Annotated in this window: 19 protein-coding genes, 1 tRNA gene and 1 pseudogene; 13 read left to right on the forward strand and 8 right to left on the reverse strand. The window is 36.2% G+C overall.

Going from position 1 to position 21,366, the window contains the following annotated elements; translation table 11 throughout:
* The 6 genes from ribD to rbfA form a co-directional block, all read right to left on the reverse strand.
* Positions 1-981: bifunctional diaminohydroxyphosphoribosylaminopyrimidine deaminase/5-amino-6-(5-phosphoribosylamino)uracil reductase RibD (gene ribD / locus BBH99_RS16890; RefSeq protein ID WP_066698378.1), on the reverse strand; the 981-nt coding region annotated here is incomplete at its 3' end.
* A 64-nt stretch (positions 982-1,045) separates the two neighbouring features.
* Positions 1,046-2,848, reverse strand: coding sequence for a DUF349 domain-containing protein (locus BBH99_RS16895; RefSeq protein WP_066698380.1), 1,803 nt, complete (start codon positions 2,846-2,848; stop codon positions 1,046-1,048).
* 74 nt (positions 2,849-2,922) lie between these two features.
* A complete protein-coding gene (locus tag BBH99_RS16900) occupies positions 2,923-3,660 on the reverse strand; it encodes a shikimate dehydrogenase family protein (RefSeq protein WP_066698382.1) in 738 nt (245 codons plus the stop codon).
* A 63-nt stretch (positions 3,661-3,723) separates the two neighbouring features.
* On the reverse strand, positions 3,724-5,517 hold the full coding sequence (locus BBH99_RS16905) for an endonuclease (protein ID WP_066698384.1): 1,794 nt from the start codon (positions 5,515-5,517) through the stop codon (positions 3,724-3,726).
* 80 nt (positions 5,518-5,597) lie between these two features.
* The gene (locus BBH99_RS16910) at positions 5,598-6,803 is read right to left on the reverse strand and encodes an ABC transporter permease (RefSeq protein WP_066698388.1); all 1,206 of its coding nucleotides are present in this window, start codon (positions 6,801-6,803) and stop codon (positions 5,598-5,600) included.
* Between the two features lie 3 nt (positions 6,804-6,806).
* A complete protein-coding gene (gene rbfA, locus BBH99_RS16915; protein ID WP_066698391.1) occupies positions 6,807-7,166 on the reverse strand; it encodes a 30S ribosome-binding factor RbfA in 360 nt (119 codons plus the stop codon).
* Positions 7,167-7,259: 93 nt separating this feature from the next.
* Between rbfA and mce the strand changes: the two genes are divergently transcribed.
* The 5 genes from mce (at position 7,260) to BBH99_RS16940 (ending at position 12,686) form a co-directional block, all read left to right on the forward strand.
* Positions 7,260-7,658 carry a methylmalonyl-CoA epimerase gene (gene mce / locus BBH99_RS16920; protein ID WP_066698394.1) on the forward strand — a complete coding sequence of 133 codons (399 nt, stop codon included), beginning with the start codon at positions 7,260-7,262 and terminating at the stop codon, positions 7,656-7,658.
* A gap of 62 nt (positions 7,659-7,720) precedes the next feature.
* Positions 7,721-7,794 (forward strand) — tRNA-Ile (locus BBH99_RS16925).
* Positions 7,795-7,970: 176 nt separating this feature from the next.
* A complete protein-coding gene (locus BBH99_RS16930; protein WP_083188862.1) occupies positions 7,971-9,725 on the forward strand; it encodes an alkaline phosphatase D family protein in 1,755 nt (584 codons plus the stop codon).
* A 321-nt stretch (positions 9,726-10,046) separates the two neighbouring features.
* Positions 10,047-11,627 carry a Na+/H+ antiporter gene (locus tag BBH99_RS16935; RefSeq protein ID WP_066698399.1) on the forward strand — a complete coding sequence of 527 codons (1,581 nt, stop codon included), beginning with the start codon at positions 10,047-10,049 and terminating at the stop codon, positions 11,625-11,627.
* A 12-nt stretch (positions 11,628-11,639) separates the two neighbouring features.
* A complete protein-coding gene (locus tag BBH99_RS16940) occupies positions 11,640-12,686 on the forward strand; it encodes an MBL fold metallo-hydrolase (RefSeq protein WP_066698401.1) in 1,047 nt (348 codons plus the stop codon).
* 135 nt (positions 12,687-12,821) lie between these two features.
* On the opposite strand, the gene BBH99_RS16945 is transcribed toward BBH99_RS16940, so the two are convergent.
* Positions 12,822-13,679, reverse strand: a complete 858-nt coding sequence (locus BBH99_RS16945) for a DUF4822 domain-containing protein (protein WP_066698403.1) — start codon at positions 13,677-13,679, stop codon at positions 12,822-12,824.
* A 284-nt stretch (positions 13,680-13,963) separates the two neighbouring features.
* Here BBH99_RS16945 and BBH99_RS16950 point away from each other — a divergent pair, with 284 nt between their 5' ends.
* From BBH99_RS16950 to BBH99_RS16960, 3 genes are all read left to right on the forward strand, one after another.
* Complete coding sequence (locus BBH99_RS16950) at positions 13,964-14,683, forward strand: DUF434 domain-containing protein (protein ID WP_066698405.1); 720 nt, start codon at positions 13,964-13,966, stop codon at positions 14,681-14,683.
* Positions 14,673-15,329, forward strand: coding sequence for a hypothetical protein (locus BBH99_RS16955; RefSeq protein WP_228390828.1), 657 nt, complete (start codon positions 14,673-14,675; stop codon positions 15,327-15,329). The genes BBH99_RS16950 and BBH99_RS16955 overlap by 11 nt, the downstream gene beginning before the upstream one ends.
* 331 nt (positions 15,330-15,660) lie before the next feature.
* A complete protein-coding gene (locus tag BBH99_RS16960) occupies positions 15,661-16,446 on the forward strand; it encodes a TatD family hydrolase (RefSeq protein ID WP_066698408.1) in 786 nt (261 codons plus the stop codon).
* Positions 16,447-16,524: 78 nt separating this feature from the next.
* Here BBH99_RS16960 and deoD read toward each other — a convergent pair whose 3' ends face one another.
* Positions 16,525-17,235: a purine-nucleoside phosphorylase gene (deoD, locus tag BBH99_RS16965; RefSeq protein WP_066698411.1), complete on the reverse strand. Its 711-nt coding sequence runs from the start codon at positions 17,233-17,235 to the stop codon at positions 16,525-16,527.
* Between the two features lie 289 nt (positions 17,236-17,524).
* Between deoD and BBH99_RS16970 the strand changes: the two genes are divergently transcribed.
* From BBH99_RS16970 to BBH99_RS16990, 5 genes and pseudogenes are all read left to right on the forward strand, one after another.
* Positions 17,525-17,914 (forward strand): VOC family protein, encoded by a 390-nt coding sequence (locus BBH99_RS16970; protein WP_066698414.1) that lies wholly within the window; start codon positions 17,525-17,527, stop codon positions 17,912-17,914.
* 325 nt (positions 17,915-18,239) lie between these two features.
* The gene (locus BBH99_RS16975; protein WP_228390829.1) at positions 18,240-18,890 is read left to right on the forward strand and encodes a hypothetical protein; all 651 of its coding nucleotides are present in this window, start codon (positions 18,240-18,242) and stop codon (positions 18,888-18,890) included.
* Entirely contained in the window at positions 18,887-20,020 is a 1,134-nt protein-coding gene (locus tag BBH99_RS16980; protein ID WP_066698417.1) for an AAA family ATPase, read from the forward strand. The genes BBH99_RS16975 and BBH99_RS16980 overlap by 4 nt, the downstream gene beginning before the upstream one ends.
* A complete protein-coding gene (locus BBH99_RS16985) occupies positions 19,993-20,736 on the forward strand; it encodes a hypothetical protein (protein ID WP_066698420.1) in 744 nt (247 codons plus the stop codon). Before BBH99_RS16980 ends, BBH99_RS16985 begins: the two co-directional genes overlap by 28 nt.
* A pseudogene (locus tag BBH99_RS16990) lies at positions 20,727-21,366 on the forward strand (hypothetical protein); the annotation flags it as partial. The gene BBH99_RS16985 and the pseudogene BBH99_RS16990, both read left to right, overlap by 10 nt.

Below are 21,366 nucleotides of genomic sequence, written 5' to 3' on the forward strand. Positions count from 1 at the left end.
TGTTTGGTAAGGAATCTGATTGAATTCCGGAGCTTTTGTTCCATTTTCCAGTTTCAGATTTTTATTATTAATAACAATGGCTTCGTCCCAAAGGCCGGCATCAATGAATTGTTGCAAAGTAAAACGTCCTCCTTCAATGATGATAGACTGAACTTGCTCCTTGTATAAAGCTCCCATCAAATCAGGCAGGAAATTCTCTTTTTTGACCTTAATGAATTGAATATTGTTTTCTGTTCCTTCTTTAATGGTGTTTAAAATGATTGTTCTAGCTTCGTTGCTGTAAATTTTAAAGTCATTAGGAACTTTTAGATCAAAATCAATTAAAATCCTGATTGGGTTTGTTCCTTCTATATTTCTAACTGTTAAGCTTGGATTGTCATTTAAAGCAGTTTGTGTTCCCATTAAAATAGCATGCTCGTCTGCTCTTAATTGATGAACAAATTGATTAACTAAAGCATTAGAAACAGCAGTCGGTTTAAAGTCCTTATCTAAAAATCCGTCGCCTGATTCTGCCCATTTTAAGATGATATAAGGCCTTTTCTTTTCGTGGTAAGTGAAAAATCTTTTGTTCAATTCAATGCATTCTTTTTCTAAAACTCCTGAAACGGCTTCTATTCCTGCGTCCTGAATGATTTTTTTTCCTTTCCCGTTAACTTTATCATGAGAATCCATGGCGCCAATAACTACCTTTTTAAACCCGAGTTCTTTAATCTTTAAAGCACATGGGGGAGTCTTGCCATAATGAGCACATGGCTCCAGGGAGACATAAATTGTTGATTCAGGAATCAGGTTTTTGTCTTTTACTGAGTTGATAGCATTGATTTCAGCATGGTTTTCTCCTGCTTTATGATGGTATCCTTCCCCAATGATTTCTCCGTTGTGAACAATTACACTTCCTACGAGAGGGTTAGGGTAGGTTTTACCCAAGGCTTTCTGGGCTAGCTCAATACATCTTTTAATATAGAATTCGTCGTTATTCATAATGTATAAAAAGAAAAAGCGAAGACAAATTGCTTTGCTCCGCCCTTATTTATTGTGTTAAGATTTATTCTCCTGCAATAATGTTGTGGAGATTTTGCTTTAAAGTTTCCAGATGAGCTTTCTTTTCATCAATAGTATTGTAAGTTTCCCTTAATAAAGGATTTTCTCTTGATGGTTTATTGAAGAATGAAAGGTTGTTTTCAAGCTTAACAATTTCAGCTTCAAGATCGGAAATCTGATTTTTGATCTTTCTTGCTTTATCTGTAAGTTGGTTTTCTGATAATCCTTCTTCTTTCAATTCAAGCTCGTTGATTTTGTTGATCTTCAATTTCTCTCTTAACGTCTTGTTGAATTCAGAGTTAATGGCAATTTTATCTCTTGGAACTTTTCCGATATTATTCCAGGCTGTTTTAATCGCTTCAATTCTTTCGATACTTCCTTCTTCATTGGAAACTAATTTCAATTCATCAAGAAGAGCTTTCTTGTTTTTGTAATTTTCTTTCCAGTTGTCGGTTGAAGTATTGCTTTTTTCTCTATAGTTGTTGAAAAACGCATTACAAGCATCACGAAACTCATCCCAGATTTTATTGGTCATGCTCTTTGGAACGTGTCCGATTTTTTTCCAGTCTTCCTGAAGTTTTTTGAATAATGGAACAGCAATATCCCATTCTTCATTATTCTGATTATCCTGAGCGGTCTGGATCAGTTTTAGTTTTTCCTCCAGATTAGCCTGCTGAGAACCTTTTAAAGATTTATAATAGTTGTTTTTTGTAGTATTAAATCCTCTAAGGGTCGTTTTGAAATCGTTCCAGTTCTGATTGGATAGTTTTCTTGGAACACTTCCTGTTTTTAAGAAGTCGGAACGCAGGTCTTCAACCCTTTTGATGGCATTTTGCCAGTAATTATGGTTGGGCGACTCAGAAGGTTCTGAAAGTTTTTTGATTTCAGCAATAATCTGATTTTTCTTTTCAAGGTTAGCGGCTTGCTCTTTTTCGATAGATGCTGAAAGCTCAGATTTTCTTTCGTGAATTTTATTGGAAATTTCTTTGAATTCTTCCCATGTCTTTTCACGGAATTCCTCTGCTACAGGTTCAGCTTCTTCTTTCCAAAGTTTATGAAGATACTGAAGTTCGTTTAAAGCTTTTTGGATAACAGGTTCGTTTTCCAATTCCTGAGCACGGGCAATAATGTGTTGTCTCTTTTCCAGGTTGTGGCTGTATTCCTGCTCTAAAAATTCCTTATTCAGATCCAGCATTTGATAAAACTGGTTCAGATGGTGGAAATAATTATTATTAAGGATTTTGAATTCAGATTTGGCAACCTGCCCGGCCTTTGACCATTCTTCTTTGATCTCACGGATAGATTTGAAAAGATTGGTTCCCGGTTCCGAATTGGTGTATAAATTTTTTAATCTTTCAATAATATTTTGACGGTGTTCCAGGTTTTTTTTCTGTTCTTCTTCCTGTCCTTTCTGGAATTCATCATGTTTTTCTTTGAAAATATTAACTAAAGCAGAGAACTTAGCCTGTGAAGGATGTTCATAGCTGAATGTTTCAGGAGCATTTCCTGCTTCTACATACTCATGCTTTTTGTCTTCCACTTCATCATGGATGTGATGACTTGCTTTTTCTTTCAGCTGATTGAATTTTTTAGAATTCTCACCGGCATCAGGTGCATTGATGAGTTTTTCCATTTCTTTCAGAGCATCAGCCAGAGAAATCTCAACATCTTCATGTTCTTCCAGGTGTTCAGCATCATCTTCATGGGGAAGGGCATCATGAGAAACTGTGTTTTCCGATGTCTCCTGAGATACTTCGTTAGGATTTTTCTTTTCTTCGTTTTCAGAAAGATTGTTTTCTGTAGTCATAGCAAATCTTTTATGTGAGTGGCGTTAATATCCTTTAAATATAGCTGTAAGGCCAATTAAAGTACTAATTTATGTTATTTTTTTTGAAAATTCCAAATTTCCCAAGCTTTTTCTGCTTGCTGCTCAAGCATATAATAACCATTTACTGTTTTTGCTCCTTTTTCGGAAGCATTGATGATAAACTGTGTGTAATTAGGATTATAAATTAAATCAATAACTAAATGTTCCGGAGAAAGGGCATCAAAAGGAAAAGTCAGGCAGTCTTCTACATTGGGGAATGTGCCAACCGGTGTACATTGAATAATGATTTGATGTTCTTGTACCGTGTTCTTATCCAGATTTTCAAAATTGATTTCGGTACTTCTTGAAATGGTTTGCGATGGAATATTATGTTTGTCTAAAACATATTTTACGGCTTTTGCAGCACCTCCATTGCCTAAGATCAATGCTTTGTTCTGTGACGGTTTTTTATGAAGAAGAAGGGTTTTTTCAAAACCGAAAGCATCCGTATTATATCCTGTTTTTTTACCATCCTGAATTAAAACACAATTCACTGCACCAATTTTTTCAGCTTCATCACTTAAATTATCAAGATAGCTGATGATTTGTTCTTTATAAGGAATAGTAACATTAAAGCCTAGCAATTCCGGTGAGGAAAAAAGGTTTTCTACTTCACTGATTTCATTGAGATCAAAAATATCATAGGAGAAATCTTTAAGCATAAGCTTTTGAAACTTATTTTCGAAGAATTTTTTAGAAAAGGAATAGGAAATATTTCGTCCTATTAATCCTAATTTTTTATTGGAATCCATACATCAAAATTATAAAAAAAGACCGGATAAATCCGGCCTTTGGTTTGAAATATTTTGTAATAATTATTCTACGATGAATTTAGTAGAGAAATTATCTGTTTTTAATATGTAACTTCCTTTCACTAAACCTTTAAGATTGATTTTATTTGAATTTTTAAAAGGATTAGCAAGTGTTTCGATTACTTTCCCTGAAAGGTCATAGATCTCGGCTTTTGAAATTTTGCTAAGATTTTCCCCTTTTACAAACAGTTCGTTGTTTTTTACCGGGTTAGGGTAGATGGTGAATTCTGATTTATCTTTTTTGATTTCAGAAGTTGCTAATGATCCGCTGTAGCATGTCCAACTTAAATCATCAAGTGTAGGTCTGTTGGAGGTTGTACTTGTAATTTTGATGATTATATCTCCGCTGATGTTAAGATTATCCAATGTTGTAGTGGTTGCTGTAGTAGTATATGGAATAGTTCCTACATTATTACCATTAATGATAACATTTAAGCTGCCATTTGACCCTGAGAATTTTCGTTGAGTGGTTAGCGTTAAACTTTTGATACCACCAGCAATGGAAGAACTTGTAAGTTCTCCGGTTCTTAAGGTGATTGCTCTTGTAGTATTGATTGGCTCATCTACTTTTGTATTAGTTGCAGTCCAGGTAATACCATTATTAGTCCAAACTCTTTCGAAGTAGCCATTGTCCGTACCAGGAACATTGTTAAAGTCTTCGGTTCCGCAGCTTCCGCCTCCTACAGGTCCATCAAGAGTAGTTCCCGAAGCAATATTACTTTGTGGTGATGCATTTCCAAATGCATCTTTAGCTATTACATAAAATGTATATGAAGTAAGTGGAGATAGTCCTGTTACTGTAGCTGTTGTTGATGTTCCAGAGACAGATGTTTTCAATGCTGAACCAACATAAATTTCATAAGATGTTACTCCAATATTATCCGTTGATGCAGTCCAACTTAATGAAATAGAATTTGAAGTTGGAGTATTGGTGGTAAGATTTGTAGGAGCTGTAGGAGCTTGGTTATCTACAACTGGCGCACCCCAGATTAAGTCAGCATAAGTTGGATTATCAATAAATGGGTTTCTATTTCCTTGGTAAGTGTATGAAGCATTATTTCTCGCAATCTCTGCAGCAGATACAGGATCCATAGCATTCCATTGTAAAAGCTGCTGAAGTTCCCATGGTTGTAGTCCGGGAAAAGCAGAGCCTCCAAGCATATTACCGGTAGTGAATGTTGAAAGCTTATCTTCATATCTTGTTACAAAATAAAAGATCATTCTGGCAACGTCTCCTTTGAAAGCATCAATCGGTTCAAATACTGTTCCTCCGTATCCGGGAGACACAGAATTTCCTAGTTTGGAACCATTTTTAGAAAGAAAAGTAGCAGCGCCAACTTTACCAAAAGGATAGTTAGATCGCATTCCGTTTACCTTACCATCTGTAGCACGGATAAAATGAATATCTGCAACCATTGGTGAAGCACTACTAAATAAACTTTGAGGTACAATATGTTCTCTGTTATAGCAGTCACCTTCATTAGAATAGGTTCCACATTGATTGGTGCCTACATTGAAGTTGTATAAATCTGGTCCGATAGGATTTTCTGAGTAGATATCTAATATTGTTCCGTCGTTTTCATAGGTAGAAGTATTATCACGGTCAGTTGTATAATAAGCAGTCCACAAACCTGAGTACCCTTTATCCAGGTGCCCATTGGTAATGATTCCTTTAAGGGCTGTTTTAAGGGAGGCTCCTGTTAAACCATTTGCTGCATTATAATAACCAGCAGGTGCTTGTGCAAATGCATTAAGAAATGCAATGCTAAATAAAAAAAAAGATAAAATTCGTTTCATTTTTTTAAAATTGGGGCGTAAAGGTACAAAAAAATGAAATCTGAAAGATTTTTTGATATTAAATATGTAAACGTAGTGTATTAATTTTTAGTAATATACTCTTTGCTGATCTTTGAGAAGAACCATGAGATAGCAATTCCAAATATAGATGCGGTAAGGGCAACAATAAGGTAGTTTTTACCTACTATTTTTACAGGGAATGGTAATACTTCATTGGCTCTGAAGAATTCTGTGTAGAGTTGGAAATAACATAGAGCTGTTCCAAAGATTAAGCCTGTAATCACCCCTGAGACAACAATGAGAATTCCGGTATAGAAATACGTCATTCTCAGATGGCTTAAAGGAAAGCCTAATGAAATAAGGGATTTTGCCTGTTCTTTTTTATCTAGTTGTAAGATAATGATGGCTCCTGCAAGATTAAAGGTCGTAATAAAAATAACCAGCGCAAAGATCAGGTAGATGAACATTTTTTCAGTATTAATCATCTTCCAGAAAGCGGCATTTTCTTCCTCTTTTGTTTTTATTTCAATGCTTTTCCCCAGAGAAGAGAGTAGACTTTGTTTTACGGCATCAGCATTTTCAGGATTTCTTAATTTAATAACAATCTGGTAAGCTGAATTTTTAGGTAGGCTTAATAATTCTTCTGTAAGTTCAATAGGAGAGACTATATAATTGTCCAATTGATCTTTTCCAGGAAAAACACCCGTTACCAGAATATCTCTTTTATTATAAATATCTTCTTCCTTGCTGATGATCCCGGTTCCTGGTTTTGGCATGAACACGGTTGCATAATGATTGGAAGAATCCACAGGAATGGATAATCTGTTATCAAGACTGTTTTCCATCAATACTTCATTGGAATATTTGAAACTCGGATAAGTTCCATAAAATATTTCTTTATTGATGGGATTTACTTTAATATATGCAGAATCAACACCCCTTAAATAAGCAATATCACCTTTTCCATTAAAGCTGATATATACTTTTTCTTCAATAACACGGGAATAGCTGCTGATTTCTTTATTATTGTTTAAAACCTTGTTAACCTGATCAAGGTTTTTAATGGTTTTACCCGATGTGCTTTTTAAGGTAAGGTCAGCATGAAGGTTAGAAATTAAATCTTTGTTCAGATCCTCAAGTCCTGAGAAAACTGAGATAATAACGAACATTGCAGCCACAGCAACCGTCATGGCACCTACTGCGAGCCATGTAATAAAGGTTACAGCGGTACTGCCTTTTTTTGCCAAAAGGTATCTGGATGCTATGTAAAATGCAATATTCTTCAAGATCTATAAAACAGGATTATCGCCTTCGCCTCTTAATTCTCTTTCTAATCTTTCTACGTCATCAAGAGCAGTATCTAAGTAAAAGTTAAGCTGCGGAATGATACGAACCTGTTTTGCCATTTTCTGGCCGATGAAATTTCTGTATTGAGGTTTGTTTTCTTCAATTTCCTTCATTACCGCTGTACGGTATTCCTGAGGGAAGATACTTAAATAAATCTTGGCAATACCTAAATCTGCCGTTACTTTTACATCTGAAACGGATACCAATATACTTTGTTTGCTTTCAGCAGCCTGCTTGCGGAAAAGTTCTGCGAAGTCCTCCTGAATGATCTGTGCTACTTTTCTTTGTCTGTTACTTTCCATAATTTATGCAAATTTAGTACTTTTGTTTGAATTGATACTTTGAAATTCAGCGATCGTATCAAATTTACGAATTAATTATATTTATTAGTATTTATGAAGCTAGAACATATCGGTATTGCCGTAAAGTCTTTAGGTGTTTCTGACGAACTTTTTGCTAAATTATTAGGAAAAGAATCCTATAAACAGGAAACTGTAGAAAGGGAAGGAGTAGTTACTTCTTTCTATCAAACCGGAGAAAGTAAAATTGAACTTCTGGAAGCAAGTAATCCCGAAAGTCCTATTTCAAAATTCATCGAAAAAAAGGGTGAAGGGATCCATCATTTAGCTTTTGGAGTTGAAAATATCCTGGAGGAAGTAAAAAGATTAAAAAAAGAAGGATTTCAATTTATCTCTGAAGAACCGAAAGAAGGTGCTGATAACAAATTAGTTGTATTCCTGCATCCTAAATCTACAAATGGTGTACTGGTAGAACTTTGCCAAGAAAAGCAATAAAAAATTTTGTAGTGAAAGAAATTTTACTATTTTTGCAAACACAAAATTTAACCAAGTTTTGAGGTCCTATAGCTCAGTTGGTTAGAGCACCTGACTCATAATCAGGTGGTCCCTGGTTCGAGCCCAGGTGGGACCACAGAAAATCAACCGCTTACAGAATGTAAGCGGTTTTTTTATTTCTTAGAAGATATATTTTGTACTTAGGTTTCTTATGTATTGCATTAAACGTTTGTTTAAAAAAGCATAAAAAATAATTAAAACACAGTTAACAGCCTTCTTCCACGGATACCGTTGCTTTGCAAAAAAAAAGTAATGATGGAAAATAACAATTTATTTAACAGAAGAAGATTCCTTAAGAATTCAATGCTGGCAGCCGGAGGACTTTTTATTGCTCCTTTGATTATAAGCTGCAGCGATGATAGCTTTATTGAGGGAGAAACTGCTCCCAATGATCTTAAAAACTCAGGCTTTGATACCGGAGTTGCCAGTTTTGATCCTACAGCAACAGGAGTTATTCTATGGACAAGATATTCCGGAGAGATAGAGGCAGAAATCATATGGGAAATAAGTAGAAACAGTAATTTTTCCAGTGTTTTAAGAAGAGGAAAAGGCAGCGCTTCTGCTATGAATGACTTTACAGTAGCAATAGATGTACAGGACATCCCATCCAATACCAAGTATTATTACAGATTTTATAACCTTGCAACAAAGGAAATCAGTGTAACAGGAGAAACCATTACATTACCATCCAAAACAGATTCTGTTAACGATGTGAAAATGGCTGTGGTGTCATGTTCCAATTTCCCTGCAGGACTTTTCAATGTATATGGAGCTGTTGCTCAGTCTGAAGCCGACGTAGTGGTCCACCTTGGTGATTACATTTATGAATATGCTCCTGGACAATACGGAACCAATCCATACACCAATCAACTTGGCCGGGTCCATAAGCCTGCAAAAGAAATCCTGAATCTGAATGATTACAGAGAAAGATACCGACAATATAGAGGTGATAAAAACCTTCAGTTAGCCCATCAGAAAAAACCTTTTATCTGTGTATGGGACGATCACGAATTTGCAAATGATACCTATAAATCAGGGGCAGAGAATCATCAGCCGGATGAAGGTGATTTTGAATTAAGAAAAAAGGCCGCATTCCAGGCATACAGCGAATATATTCCACTTAAAACAGGTAAAGATCTAAAAATTTACAGGAGTTTTAATTTCGGAAATATTGTTTCCCTTTATATGATGGATACAAGAGTGATTGCCAGAGATAAGCAATTAGAATATTCAGATTATTTGGATACTGCCGGAAACTTCGATCAGGTGAAGTTTAAAACAGCTTTTCTGGATCCTGGCAGAAAACTGATTGGAAGTGAACAAATGTCTTGGTTAGATTCTCAGATCAATGCTGATACTGCGAAATGGAAAGTATTAGGACAACAAATCCTGATGACCAAAATGATGGTTCCGGCAGAATTATTAATGTTGCTCAACCAGATTTTAACAGAAATAAAGAAGCTTGGAAGTGCACAGCCAGCTACCATGCAGGCACTTCAAAGTACAATAGCTCAACTGATGGTCCTAAAAGCCAGATATAAAGCTCAGGATCCGACCCTTACCCCGCAGGAAATAGCAAGAATTACCACAACATTACCTTATAATCTGGATGCGTGGGACGGATATTTTATGGAAAGAGAGCAGTTATATTCTATCCTTGCAGGTAAAAAAGTAGTAGTATTGGCAGGTGATACCCATAATGCCTGGTTAGGAACACTTACCAATGCACAGGGGAAAGTTATTGGAACAGAGTTGGCATGCAGTTCCGTTTCCTCACCAGGTCTTGAAGGGTATCTTGGGATCACATCAGATCCTGGTCAGGCCATTGCATTGGCTCAGGCATTTTCATTATTAATTGATGATCTGGAGTATGCCAATCTTTATAAAAGGGGTTATCTGCATGTGAAATTTACAGCAGGAGAATCCTTTGCAGAATGGAGATTTGTAGATAATGTTACCTCAGAAATTTATAATACAACAACAGAAAAAACACACATAATCTCATAGTTTTAAAGAACATATCTTATTTCAATTTTGTACAGGGCTGCGGATAACACTGCGGCTTTTTTATTATCATTTTATCCATATCTTGAACAGATGCATGTTGTAGAAAGTGCTGTTGAATTAGAAATCTTACTATAGGTTAGTAGTCTCCCCATTCTGATTACTATAATGATATTTAGTGAGCATTAAAATATTAAATATCACCAGACTTTACTGATAAGTGAAAATATAGATATTTGTCGGTTGAGTTTGAAAACCAGATAAAAAACGATCATTATTTCTCAAAAAATATATAAATTGGTTTAAAAATTAACAGAGAAACAAATGGTGGAAGATTTTATTTATTATCTGGGGTTGGTTCTGGTGATTATTGGTTCTATTATGCTGGCCAATCGATTAAAAGTTGCCTATCCCATTATATTGGTGATTGCAGGTTTGCTCATTAGCTTTATCCCTGGTCTGCCCTCAATAAAAATTGATCCGGAACTTATATTTATCATTTTTTTACCACCATTATTATACGAAGCTGCTTTTGCCGTTTCTTGGAAAGAAATCTGGAAGCTGAGACGAATCATTACCAGTTTTGCTTTTATTGTAGTATTTCTTACAGCCATATCGGTAGCCTTTGTTGCCAATTCCTATATTCCAGGTTTTTCATTAGCATTAGGCTTTGTACTGGGAGGAATTGTTTCTCCGCCGGATGCGGTGAGTGCAGGAGCCATTTTAAAATTTGTAAAAGTTCCCAAAAATCTATCTACCGTTTTAGAAGGTGAAAGTTTATTCAATGATGCTTCTTCTCTGATTATTTTCAGATTCGCAATGCTAGCTGTAGCAACCGGACAGTTTATCTGGCAGGATGCAGTAGTAAGTTTTGGATGGATGGTATTCGGAGGACTGGGAATAGGTATTGTACTCGCTTTTATCTTTCTTAAAATAGAAAAAATATTTCCTACCGATGTTAATATGGATGCTATTCTCAGCTTAGTGGCTCCGTATGTGATGTACATTGCAGCTGAAGAAGTTCATGCCTCAGGTGTTTTGGCAGTAGTGAGCGGAGGTTTATTTCTTTCCGTCAGAAGACATGAAATTTTCAGAACTTCAGAATCAAGGCTTAAAGGCTCCAATGTATGGGAAAGCTTTGTTTTTTTGATTAATGGAATTGTGTTTCTATTGATCGGATTAGATCTGCCGGAGATTATGGTAGGATTAGATAAAGAAGGAATAAGCCTTTCAGATGCAGTTATGTATGGATTACTCATTACAGCAGTTCTGATTGTCGTACGTTTTTTATCCTCTTTTGGAGCTGTTTTTGTTACCCTGATTATGCGAAACTTCATTAATGTTGCCGATAGAGACCCGGGAATGAAAGCCCCAATACTTATGAGCTGGACAGGGATGCGTGGAGTAGTTTCATTAGCCGCAGCCTTATCAATTCCTGTAGTAATGGATAACGGGCAGCCTTTTCCCCACCGTGATCTTATTCTCTTTATTACCTTTGTAGTGATCCTGGCAACTCTTATTATTCAAGGGCTTACATTACCAGTATTGATTAAAAAGCTTAATTTATCTGATGCAGGTAGAGGATACCTGTCTGAAGAAGAATCAGAGCACTTTTTAAGGAAAGAAATGCGAAGGGTAGCTTTAAAATATCTTAACGAAAATTATAAAGAAAGAAGAAGCGAAAATGAATATTTCAACAAGCTGATGGACCGCTGGGAGCAGGAAGATAAAGAAAATTCCGTACATAAACTGTCTGATGAAGCCAAAGAAATTTATTTTGAAACCCTGGAACAGCAACGCATATGGCTCAGGGAAGAAAATAGACGCAACCCTAATATCGATGAAGAATATATAAGACATTATTTAACAAGGCTGGATCTTGAAGAAGAAAGGCTGAGAATGTAAAAAAATAAGGAAATGAATTTAGTAAAACAGCTCGGGCAGTTCCCTGATGAAAAAAGAAAGGAATACTTCAGCACACTTCCCAACTATACCAATGGCAGATTTCAGAATATACTCGTTACTCCAGCTTTATTGGAAGGAGAAAGTATGACCAAAGCCCTTTTTAATAGCTTGTGTAAAGTGGAAAACACTTCCCCAAAATCTGCCCTTCCATTTGTTGTCACAGATTTGAAAAAACTGCCTGCTGATGAGAACGTCTTGGTATGGTTTGGACATAGCTCATATTTTATACAGGTTGATGGTAAAAAATTTCTGATAGACCCTGTTTTCAGTGGAAATGCTTCTCCAATGCCGGGATCGATAAAAGCATTTGCAGGAGCAGATTATTATAAACCGGAACATATGCCGGATATAGACTTTCTGTTGATTTCTCACGATCATTGGGACCATCTGGATTATAAAACTGTACAAGAGCTGAGAAGTAAAGTAGGAAAAGTAATTTGCGGATTGGGAACAGGTCAGCATTTTGAATATTGGGGCTGGGAACAAGGCAAAATTATTGAAAAAAACTGGTGGGAAAGTATTGATATTGCAGAAGGTTTCAGAATTACCCTGACTCCGGCAAGACACTTCTCCGGAAGGCTGCTAAACCGTAATATTTCCCTCTGGACATCCTTTGTCCTGAAAACACCTACCAAGAATCTGTTTTTAGGTGGCGATAGCGGCTATGGAAACCATTTTACAGAAATTGGAGAAAAATACGGACCATTTGACCTTGCTGTAATGGAATGTGGACAATACAATGAAAAATGGCCTTACATTCATACATTGCCAGATCAGCTTATAAGAGAAGTGCAGGAATTAAAAGCAAAAAACTTTATCCCTGTGCATCATTCAAAATTTAAGCTTGCCCAACACGCATGGTTTGAACCTGTAGAATTGGCTGCTAAAAATGCAGAAGAAAATAATCAATCCATTACTTTACCTGTTATAGGTGAAAAAGTAGATTTGAATCAATTAGGAAATGTAACCTGGAAAAAATGGTGGGAAGAATGTTGGTAAAAAAACTCTCCCAATATAAATAAAAGCACTGCATTAAGTAAATGAAGATTCTCTCTTTCTGTAATTTTCAGGATGAAACCATAAAATAAAACCTGCTCATATGAGCAGGTTTTCCTTATTATTAAAAAATAATCATTACTGAGGTTCCTTGTGAGAATCCTTAGTATGAATGATGTCGTAAAATACAGCTGGCTGGGTTGCATCAGGAGTAATTCTGTAGGTAAATGTAGTTTCGTTCAGGACAAGGATTTCTACAGTACGGGTGAAAATCACATTACCACTGGCATCTAAAGCAACAAGAGTTCTTGTTTTCCCGTCAGGAGAAATAGACCATGTTCCCTGAGACCTTAATACATCATTTAACCCGAAAATTTTAAAAGTTCCGTTAGCTTTGAAATAAGAATAACCTACATATCCTGCTACACTGGCATTGTCCAAAGCAACAGTTGCTCCGGTGTTATCTTTAGCACCTGTCGTTTTCCATGGAGTGGAAGCTAGGGTAAGCTGTCCGTTTTTAGGTTCCGCATGAGCCGTTCTTGTATGGATAATGTCGTAATAAATAGACTGGTCAGCAGCATTAGGACGGATTCTGTACGTAAATTCATTTCTGTTCAAAACAAGAATTTCAACATCACGTTTGAAAATGGTTGTCCCATCCGGGTTTAAAGCGGTAATCGTTCTCGTTTTTCCCTGTGCATCTACAGACCATGTTCCTCTTGATCTCAATACATCAGTCAAGCTGTAAATAGCAAAATTTCCGTCTGCTTTGAAGTAAGCAAATCCTACATATCCAGCTACGCTGGCATCTGTTAACGCTACATTTGCACCATTTTTATCTTTAGCTCCTGTAGTTTCCCATGGAGTAGAAGCCAGAACCTGTGAGGGAGTCTGCTGTTCAATTACAATTTCATTGTCATCGCTGGAACATGAAACGAAAGAAGCAGATAAAAATATCGCTGCAGACAGATAACATAGTTTTTTCAGTGTATTCATAAGGGTATTTTTAAGTCTTTGCAAACTTATTTCTAATACATCTCATAACTGTTGTATAAAATATCTCTTTTGTTGTAAAAAATATAACCAATACCTGTTGATTTGAATAATCTGATATTTTTAATAGGCTTAAGGCTTAGTCGTTTTTGGTTTTGCTGTGTATAAAGCAAATCATTATTCCTTATTCCCCACAGATTTCCCAAACTTTTCAGAAGATGGCGTAAAAATTTACGTAATCTGTACAATCTGCAGGTACTGTATGTTTAAAAAATCTATTTTTGAGTATGAATAACAGAAACCGTGGAAAAAATACAGGCGATGACATACTGTTTGGATCAGAAAAACAGATCAGCAGGCTAAAACTGGCTGTTCAGGACATGCAGTATTTACTCACAAGAGGATATGCAGAAAAAGCAGCGTCTGACCTTGTTGGGAACAGATATAGATTGAAAACACGACAGGTGCAGGCATTACGCGGAGCTTCAGCATCGGATAGACAAATTCAGAACAGAAAACAGAAAGAGCAGCATATCTCGGATCTGAAAGGTGAAACCGTTTATCTTGATGGTTTTAATGTGTTGATTTTATTAGAAAGCCTGTTGTCAGAAGCATTTGTTTTTAAAGGAGTAGATGATTGTTTCCGGGATCTTTCCGGTGTTCACGGAACTTATAAAAGAGTAAACCAGACTCAAAGAGCAATAGAACTTGTAGCTGCTTTTTTTCAGAAAGCTGAGATTCATAAATTAATCTGGATCTTTGATCAACCGGTTTCCAACAGTGGAAGAATTAAACAGCTTATTTTGGATTTTGCTATTGAAAACCAACTGAACTGGGACGTTCAATTACAGTTCAGTCCGGACAAATTTCTTGCGGAAAGCTCTGGGATTATTATTTCTTCAGATGCCTGGATTCTGGATCATTGTAAAGTATGGTTTAATCTGATTGACTATTTAATCAAAGAAGAAAACTTATCTGTTAATCTGATACAATGTTATGATGAATAAGTTTGAACATTATATTCCATGGATTTCAGAGTCCTGGCAGGAAAAATATGAAGCCATTTTAAAAGAAGAACATTTAAAAAAGCTGTCAGAGAATATTCAGAAATACCAGGATAAGACCCTGGAATGGAATCTTCCTTATTTTAATGAAGAAATTAAGATCAGCAGGGAAGAGGTTTTTAATCAATTTATCAGTATTTTCAATAATAATGATGCGGATGAGGTTAAAGCAAAACATTTGGAATCCGTACCATTTGAAAACTGGTTGATTGTTTTAGGACAACGATTGACCTCTGCCAGTATTCGTGATGAAAATGCCGTTCCACCACAGGATTCCGTGTTGATAGAAGCCTGTAAAGAACCGTTTAACGAAGAAATCACCATTGCCCAACGTGCCTGGGAAAAACATACGGGAAGAATGAATGATGATGATTTCTGGGGCGAAGTAAAAGGAAATAACCAGCAGAAACAGGAAAAAGTGATGCAGAAAATTCAGTATATTCTCGAAAACAGAACCTGGTGGAATGTTTTCTTTCATTATAAACACGAACTCGTTTTTGAGGTCAGAGAAAAAGAAGGACATGGCATCCGCTGGAGCCATGGAGGGAAGAAGTTGATAGGTTTTCTGGAAAAATTTATTAATGAATAGTAAATGGAGGCTGTATGAAGGAGGCCGGAAGTTACTCTTTGTCTTATGACTTCTAGTGACCATTTTTCAGTCAATTAATTAATATTTCTTTGCTACGCAAAAAGATTGCGTTCAATGTAAATAATTTTGGCAAAAAAATGTAAACCAAAACAAATTAGGATCACCAAAATAAATAACCAATTATAAAGGCTGTAAGCTGGGAGTTATGGAGGTCATAAAAAAATAACTATTACATTTTTTAAGAACTTTTTACTGGCAATAAGTAATGGTATGAATAAGAGTAACTTCCATCTTCCAACCTAAAAACAATAACACAAAAATTAAAAAACAAATGAACACATACATTGATATTGGTATTAATCTGACCAATAAACAGTTCTACAATGAACACGAAGAAGTTATTAACCGTGCTCTGGATAATGGCGTAGATTATATGATTCTTACAGGAACGAGCGTCCGCGGAAGCAAAGAATCTGCTGACATAGCCGAAGATTATCCTGATGTTTTATTTTCAACAGCTGGCATTCATCCCCATGACGCAAAATCTTTTACTCATGAAAGCATCAATGAACTTAGAAAACTGTTGAAACAGGATCACGTGATTTCAGTAGGAGAGTGCGGATTAGATTTTGATCGCGATTTTTCCCCAAGGCCCGTTCAGGAAAAATGCTATAAAGCCCAATTGGAACTGGCAATAGAAGTGAATAAACCTCTTTTTCTCCATGAGAGATCTGCTTTTAAAAGATTTAATGAAATTACAGATGAATATCTTTCCAACCTTCCTGAAGCCGTTGTACATTGCTTTACCGGAACATTGGATGAAGCAAAAACATATCTGGATAAAGGCTTTTATTTAGGTTTCACCGGAGCCATCAGTGATGAAAAAAGATTTAAACATTTAGAAGAAGTCATCCGGTATGTTCCGCTGGACAGAATGATGATTGAAACAGATGCACCCTTCATGCTGCCGAAAAATATGCCGAGAATGCAGAACAGAAGAAATGAACCTTCCTTCCTGCCTTACGTAGCACAGACTATTGCCCATTTGAAGAGGATCAGCATTTCTGAAGTAGCAGATGAAACTACAGAAACCGCTAAAAACTTTTTCAGACTATAAAAAAGAGCTCTACTGATCCAGTAAAGCTCTTTTTAATTATGCGGAAAGATATTAAGCAAATTTGCTTTTTCCCTTTTCTTATAAACTCTTGATTGCAGACTCCAAAGCCAATTCCATCATTGGTTTCAAAGCAGTTTCTCTCTCATCAGCAGAGATCTTTTCATGAGTAGGGATGATGTCAGTTACCGTTAAGATCGTAGCTGCATTTTTACCTAAGTGCTGGGCATTGGCAAACAATCCGAAAGCTTCCATTTCTACTGCAGGACAGTTGTATCTTGTAGCAATTTCAGGAGTGTTAGGATCTTTTCTGTAGAAAATATCACTACTGTGGATGTTGATCGCTTTAGCATCTATAGATAGCTCTTTAGACGTTTCATTAATGGTATTGAAGATGTTTCCCTGGTGAGAAAGGATATCCTCTTCAATTCCCCATGCATATTTAGCATACGTACTTTCGCTGGCAGCATTTTCAATATTTAAAATATCAAAAAGCTTAAGGTCTGTATTGTAAGCTCCACATGTTCCGATTCTGATGATCGTATCTACTTCATATTCTGTAAACAGTTCAAAAGAATAGATCCCGATACTTGGGAATCCCATTCCACTGGCTCCTACAGTAATTTCCTTACCTTTGTAAAGACCTGTATAATAAAAGATACCTCTGGTTTTGCTTACCAGTTTTGCATTTTCTAAATAATTTTCAGCAATATACTGTGCACGAAGCGGATCCCCCGGCTGCAATACTACTTTAGCAATTTCTCCTTTTTTTGCACTGATGTGAATACTCATAATGTTATTTTGAATGGCGCAAAGATAATAACTTTTATATTGACCTCATCATTGTGAGATGTGAAATGAAGAAGGTAATTTTTAAGAAAGTAATAGGTAAATAATTGTATATAAATGTTTTGTTTATTGTTTTCTAGTACGAGTTTTGGAATCTTTATTTTTTATTGGCAAAAAATGTTTCTTTAAAGAAAAACAGGCAAACACAGAACAAAGATAGAATAACAGAGAGCAGATATATCATGATTAAGCAGTCTACTTTTGCAGGATTAATCATATTAAAAATTAAAAAATGAAAATAGAGCATATCGCCGTTTGGGTAAAAGATCTGGAAAAAACCAGAACATTTTATCAGAAATACTTTGGAGCTGTTTCCAATGAAAAATATGTAAACCCGGTTAAGAATTTTGAATCCTATTTTCTCAGTTTTGATAATGGATGCCGCCTTGAAATCATGACCAGACCAGATCTTAAAGAAAGCGGAAATTCATACGAGTCTCAACAGTTTGGGATCATTCATTTTGCATTTTCCGCAGGAAGTAAAGAAAAGGTAAACGAACTAACAAAAACTTTAAGAAAAGATGGCTATACCATTGCCGGAGAACCCAGAACAACAGGCGACGGCTATTACGAAAGCGTCGTCCTTGATCCGGAAAATAATATCATTGAAATAATAGCCTGATCAGTCATTGCGAGGAGCGTCAGCGACGAAGCAATCTCTTTTATTAGCCACGGATACAAGAATAAAATCATTAGTGTATCCGTGGCTTTTATCAGTACTCCATTGTATCGCAGATAAAATCTTTGCGCCTTAATAACGCTTAGAAAGAAAAAACTTGTGCCTTTGCGTTTTCCAACCTATAAAATTTACTTTTCAACAATCTTTTAAAAGTAAAATTGACCCTCTACACTCATAAAAACCCTATTTTTTTATCACTAATATAATTTAACATCAATCCCTCTTTCTAAAAATTTTATTCTCAACGAAATAATTCTATTTTTGTTAGATGATGGAAACCAAATCACCATTTTTAGATACAATCTTTTTGCTGAGGAAGAACGAATGCATCACTCTTTTTTCTAATATCCATGCTATTTCCCCAAAAGAAGAGCAGGAAGCAGAAGTATATTTTGAAGCAGAATTTGAAAAAGAAAGACTTGAATTTCTGTCCGATCAGCTAATATGTAATACCACAACAGCTGTTTGGGCAGCAAAAATATTGTATCATAGTGCTCAACTGTACCTGATAAGGGAAGATACAGCAAACAATCTTGAAAATTTCATTCCGGAATTTAAAGGGATAAGAGATATTTCCTCTATTTTGTCTGCAGATTTATCCTTAAGATTTCTACCGGAAGTTATCATGGCCCTAAACTCAGCAGATCCTGAAGATCCACTCATTAAAATGCTTGAAGATATTCTCACAGAATTTCATTATTCAGGAATCGGATATGATCTTGATCTGAAACAGGTAAACTGGGAAGAAGAACTGAAAGACAAAACCTACAGGAAATTATATCTGGAAAGAATTGTAGAAAAAAAAGACTATAAACTGGCGGAAATTCCGTTCATCAATAAACTGCTTATGGCAGAATTTGGAATGCATAAAGAAGCATTCTGGAGAGAATTAAAAATAATAACTGAAGAAAATCAATGACGCAGCATATCAATACACTGAATACTGTTCTGAACTACGTAAAAGATACCTTTGTTGGTAAAAATGATGTCGTAGACCTGTTGGGGATCTGTCTTTTAGCAAGGGAGAACGCCTTTCTATACGGTCCGCCGGGAACCGCAAAGTCAGCTATTGTAAGAACGTTGGCCAAAACGGTAAAAGACGGGAAAAATTTTGAATATCTTTTAACCCGTTTTACAGAACCGAACGAAATATTCGGGCCTTTTGATATCAGAAAATTAAAAGAAGGTGAACTTTTGACCAATACTGAAGGGATGATGCCTGAAGCTTCCATGGTTTTCCTGGATGAGATCTTCAATGCCAATTCTGCTATTTTGAATTCCCTTCTGATGGCGCTTAACGAAAAGATCTTCAAAAGAGGAAAAGAAACAAAACACTTACCTGCATTAATGTTTGTGGGAGCAAGTAACGTTCTTCCTGAAGATGAAGCACTGAATGCCTTATTCGACCGTTTTCTGGTAAGGATCAATGTAGATTATGTGAAACCTGAGCTCTTGCAACAAGTACTTTTAGCTGGAAGAAAGCTGGAAAACGAAGAAAAAACAGATGTTCCGGAAATTCATGCCCATGAGATCAGAGAATTACAGAACCTGTGCAGAACAATAGATTTAAGGCCAATTTATGAGGTGTATCTGAATACTATTATGAGTCTGAGAAATACTGGGATTGCTATTTCGGACCGTAGAGCAGTAAAACTTCAGAACCTCATCGCTGCAAGTGCTCTGATTTGTGGAAGAAATGAAGCTGTTCTTTCAGATCTTTGGGTATTAAAACATATCTGGGATACAGAAGAACAGATTGAAATTCTGGAAGGGATCATCAACCGGACTATTGAGAAAGACAATCATCCGGACTCTCATCCACAGGCGATGCAGAACAAAACGCCCAATCCGGAAGAAGTGATGAAGGATGTAAAAATCCTTGTGGATAAATGGAATCAGGGACCGTTAAGCTTTGAGGAACAAAACGTAATCAAAGATAAACTAAGATACCTGCAGACACGCTGCGACTGGATCAGAAACCCTGAACAAAAGCAATATATCCAACAGGAAATTGAAAGCTTATGGCAGAAAATCCTACAGACAATATAAAAGAATTCTGGGCAGAACTTCCCCGGACCGATGAAGATTATCTGGGCTCTATCAGGGACTGGAAGAATGTTCAGATCTCAACGGATAATGAAACCATATGGCTCAAAGGCTTTACGGAAGAACAGGTATTGGCTTCGGAGCTTCATCAGTTGCCCAATTTTTTACTGTATGAATTGAGGGATGGATTGTTATTTAAAAAAGAGGCATTGGTTCCCAGTAAAAAAATGAGAGCAGCATTGCTTTGGATGCCGATTGATAAAGCTTTACGCCTTACTTTTCCTGCTTCCAATCAGAATTATTTCGGAATCAGTGAAAAAGTTCAGATCAGATTAAAGGAAAGTGATGAAGAACACTCTGTAATTGCCCTGATAAGCAAAATTGAAGATATCAAGGAGAATATTGTAACATTACCAAAGTTCAGACTGGAAAAATTAGAATGGACAATGGTGGGAGACAATGCGCTATTTTTAGGAACTCCATTATTAAGCCTGCCGGGAAAAACATACTGGACAAAGGATGGACATCTGTTACCTTCCGGTTTTGATTTTGAGTTTAAAAATCTGAGTACCTTTTTACAGCAGAAATATAATAAAGAATCAGACGGATGGTTGCTATGGGATGAGAACGGAAGGTATCTTGCCATAAAGAAAACAGATTTCCGGGTTTTATCCGCAAGTTCATTCCGTCTTACTGAAAAATCAAGAGAATGGAATTAAAGGTATACCTCCAGTCTTATGAAAACTATTTCTGGGAATGGAAAACTGATGAAGATGTTCCCGGAGATTCCGGGTATCATGAAAACAACCTCCTCTCCATTTCAGGAATTGGGGCCATTGCTTACAGGCCTTATGTGATAGAAATTCTTAAAGAACTTCAACCACAGGGGTGGCCGCCGTTTGGAGCTTTACTGATGGTTTTATATGCAACGCAGGAAGGATATACGGATTTTACAACTCCTTTAAGGCATACTACAAAGTTTTACAGCGCTGAAAACTTTGAGTTCAATGCTGAAAGAGCAATTGAATTTCTTGAAAAAATAAAAGCACTTCCCACAATTTACAAACAAAAACAGAACAGGATTGTACTGTTGCAGACCCTGTTTAAAAATAGTCCTAACAGTGTATCTTCTGTTACTTCTGAATTCAATCTGAGAATTTACTATAAAAGAACGCATGAAATTTCTGCCTGCGCAGAAAAGCAACCTGCTAATCTAGACGCCTTAAACAGAGATTTAAAAGCACTGGATCTTAATGATAGATTCCCAACCCCACAATCCATCATTGAAGCAATGAAAGGTCTCATTGAAGAACCTGAGCTGAATGATGAGGTGGTAGAAGAAGAAACAA

It is taken from the genome of Chryseobacterium contaminans (assembly GCF_001684955.1).
Taxonomy (GTDB): Bacteria; Bacteroidota; Bacteroidia; order Flavobacteriales; family Weeksellaceae; genus Chryseobacterium; species Chryseobacterium contaminans.